Origin of the sequence: Pseudomonas machongensis, from assembly GCF_034961125.1 — a bacterium.
Classification (GTDB): domain Bacteria; phylum Pseudomonadota; class Gammaproteobacteria; order Pseudomonadales; family Pseudomonadaceae; genus Aquipseudomonas; species Aquipseudomonas machongensis.
On sequence record NZ_JAYFUI010000009.1, the window covers coordinates 1 to 2,194 of the forward strand.

General features: G+C 62.8%; 5 protein-coding genes. 2 read left to right on the forward strand and 3 right to left on the reverse strand.

From position 1 onward, the window contains the following. On the reverse strand, positions 1-198 hold a 198-nt coding region (locus tag VA602_RS00345; RefSeq protein ID WP_407682484.1), incomplete at its 3' end, for an alcohol dehydrogenase catalytic domain-containing protein. A 156-nt stretch (positions 199-354) separates the two neighbouring features. Here VA602_RS00345 and VA602_RS00350 point away from each other — a divergent pair. Next, positions 355-759 carry a flagellar basal body-associated protein FliL gene (locus tag VA602_RS00350; protein ID WP_063542054.1) on the forward strand — a complete coding sequence of 135 codons (405 nt, stop codon included), beginning with the start codon at positions 355-357 and terminating at the stop codon, positions 757-759. Between the two features lie 36 nt (positions 760-795). Here the strand turns inward: VA602_RS00350 and VA602_RS00355 are convergent, their stop codons facing one another. After that, the gene (locus tag VA602_RS00355; RefSeq protein WP_125931031.1) at positions 796-1,248 is read right to left on the reverse strand and encodes an EVE domain-containing protein; all 453 of its coding nucleotides are present in this window, start codon (positions 1,246-1,248) and stop codon (positions 796-798) included. A gap of 174 nt (positions 1,249-1,422) precedes the next feature. Between VA602_RS00355 and VA602_RS00360 the strand changes: the two genes are divergently transcribed. Continuing rightward, positions 1,423-1,572, forward strand: coding sequence for a hypothetical protein (locus VA602_RS00360; protein ID WP_172964797.1), 150 nt, complete (start codon positions 1,423-1,425; stop codon positions 1,570-1,572). Between the two features lie 25 nt (positions 1,573-1,597). Here the strand turns inward: VA602_RS00360 and VA602_RS00365 are convergent, their stop codons facing one another. Continuing rightward, the gene (locus VA602_RS00365; protein ID WP_323452151.1) at positions 1,598-2,194 is read right to left on the reverse strand and encodes a 5-formyltetrahydrofolate cyclo-ligase; all 597 of its coding nucleotides are present in this window, start codon (positions 2,192-2,194) and stop codon (positions 1,598-1,600) included.

A 2,194-nucleotide genomic window follows, 5' to 3' on the forward strand; every position in this document is an offset into this window, starting at 1 on the left:
GGCCGCTTCACCGCCAGGCGAAAAGGGTAGAGGAGGTTGAAACTGGTACTTGCCTTCGATGATCAGGGTGTCGGGGAAGTTGACCCCGGCGGCATGCACCTCGAGGAGGATCTCGTTCTTTTTCGGCACGGGGCCTGCGACCTCTTCCAGCACCAGGTCCCGTGCCGGGCCCAGGGTTTTGCACAACACAGCTTTCATCGGGCTATTCCTTTGCGGGTGATGGCCGATAAGTGTAGGAGGACGAAGGGGTGGGTCAACGAGCATGGCCTGCTCTGATGAGTCGGCATAAGCCCGGGCTTGGGTTTGAGCGATGCGCTGGGTAAGCTGGCGTCAATTGTATTGAGGAGCGATTTCGTGAAAGCGTGGATCTTGATGGTGCTGGCCCTGATGCTGCCCGTGGCGGCCATGGCCGAAGAGAGCAAGGAAGGCCAACCGAAGGTTGCCTACATCAACCTGAGCCCGCCTCTGGTCGGCAACTACGCCCTGGATGGCGGCCCCAAGCTGCGCGTCTACAAGGCCGACGTGGCCCTGCGCGTGACTGGCGATGCCGCTGCCGCGGCGGTCAAGCACCATGAGCCGCTGATCCGCAACCAACTGGTGGCGCTGTTCACCCAGCAAGGTGTGGACAACATGAGCAATGTCGAGGCCAAGGAAGCGTTGCGTCAGGAAGCCTTGAAGCAGGTCCAGCAGGTGATGGAAACCGAAGAAGGCAAGCCTATCGTCGAGGACCTGCTGTTCAACAACCTGATCGTGCAGTGAGGTCCCTGACGGGCGCCCACACATCGGCTGCCTGGATCACCTCGCCAGTGCGCAGATCGCCTGCCATTGCTCCGGGGTTACCGGCATTACCGACAAGCGGCTGCCCTTCTGTACCAGTGCAAGCGCTTCCAGCGCCGTCTGCTGCTTGAGCAAGCCGAGGCCAAGCACCTGGCCGAAAGTACGCACATGCTCGACATCCACGGCGCTCCAGGGGTTCTTCTCGGCACTGGCCTTGGCGTCGAAGTAGTGGCTTTGCGGGTCCAGCGCCGTCGGGTCGGGGTAGGCGCCGGCCTTGATCCGGGCGATCCCGGCGATGCCCGGTTGCGGGCAACTGGAGTGGTAGAAGAAGAATTCGTCGCCTACGCTCATGTTCCGCAGGAAATTGCGTGCCTGGTAGTTGCGCACCCCGTCCCAGCGCGCCTGGCCGAGACGGGCCAAGCCTTCGATGGAAAGTTCGTCGGGCTCGGATTTCATCAGCCAGTAGGCCATGGGTGCTGCTCCTGACAAGGTTTGAAATAAGATGTTGCATCAAACCGACAGCCGGTTGGCGTCAACGTTTGCGTGCCGCGTCACGTTGTCGGAAAATGCGCCGATTTTAAAGCTATACGCTCCGGTAGCACCAAGAAGGCTGCCGAGCCTGAACAGTTTGCCTAGGGGGCAACGATGAACAAACGCAAACCGGACCTGCTGTGGATCCTGGCCTTCATCTTCGGTCTGGGTGTCGTCACCACGGGTTATGCGCAGGGTCTGTGGGAGCGAAAGCTGGACGCCGCCTATCAGGCGCCGGCCGTATCTGCCCAACAGCAACGCTGAAGTGCTGCGGCGCGCGGCCTGACGTTCAGGCCGGCGCCAGGTACCAGTCACGGTCCGAGACCGTTCCACGCAAGGGTACGTCCCAACTGGCCTGCGCCAGTCGTTCCACCTTCTGGCATTCATGTGCCAGCCCCAGCAGCAGCGGTTTCTTCCACGCCTTGCGCCGCCCCTGATAGGCCAGGCTGCGATCATAGAAGCCGCCGCCCATCCCCAGCCGTCCGCCCACTTCATCGAAACCCACCAGTGGCAGCAGGATCAGGTCGAGCGACCAGACCGGCCGCTGACGCTTGCGCTCGATGACCGGTTCAGGAATGCGGAAGCGATTACGTCGCAGTTTTTCGCCCTGTTCGAAGCGTTGGAACACCATGCGCGTGCGCGGCCAGGCATGCAGCACTGGCAGGTAGGTGCGCTTGCCGCGCCGCTGGGCTTCGCGCAGTAGCAGGCGTGGGTCGATCTCGCCGTCGTTGGGCAGGTACAGGGCGATATGCCGCGCGCGGCGAAACAGCGGGTGCTGGGCCAGTTGCCGGTACAGTCCGACGGCGGCCTGGCGTTGCTGGGCGGGCGTCAACGCGCGTCGTGCGTTGCGCAGCACGCGGCGAAGTTGTGGGCGGGTGAGCGGCAC

Bases quoted from the DNA above. Each gene is read 5' to 3' on its own strand.
- VA602_RS00355 (WP_125931031.1), bottom strand. From the start codon at position 1,248: ATGGCCTACTGGCTGATGAAATCCGAGCCCGACGAACTTTCCATCGAA.
- VA602_RS00360 (WP_172964797.1), top strand. From the start codon at position 1,423: ATGAACAAACGCAAACCGGACCTGCTGTGGATCCTGGCCTTCATCTTC.